1 protein-coding gene is annotated in these 384 nt (G+C 49.5%); it reads right to left on the bottom strand.

The window, feature by feature from the left end; translation table 11 throughout:
- A partial coding sequence (locus tag A3762_RS06225; protein WP_369820669.1) for an NAD(P)-dependent oxidoreductase occupies positions 1 to 350 on the bottom strand: 350 nt, incomplete at its 3' end.
- Between the last annotated feature and the right edge of the window lie 34 nt (positions 351 to 384).

The raw sequence follows: 384 nt of genomic DNA on the forward strand, positions 1-384 counted from the left end.
GCGAAACCGCCACCCAAAGCCTTACGAACTGCCACAGGGTCTGCTCCACCCTCTGCAGCAAGCAACAAAGCTTCTGAGACTGCTCCAATCGTAATACCTACAATAGCTTGATTAGCCAGTTTAGCGACTTGTCCCGTACCATGCGGGCCGATGTGTGTGGCGGAACCCATTGCATTGAAAATAGGGAGAGCTTTATCGAAGTCATTTTTATTTCCGCCGGCCATAATCGACAGAGTCGCTTGTTCAGCACCTACGGTACCTCCAGACACTGGGGCATCTAAATACGAAATACCATAATTCTTAAGTAGCTGAGCATGTGCACGCGCTTGTTCCGGCGGTATTGAACTCATATCAACGACCATGCTTCCAGACTTTATCGCCTGA

The sequence above is a fragment of the Oleiphilus sp. HI0125 genome (assembly GCF_001635355.1).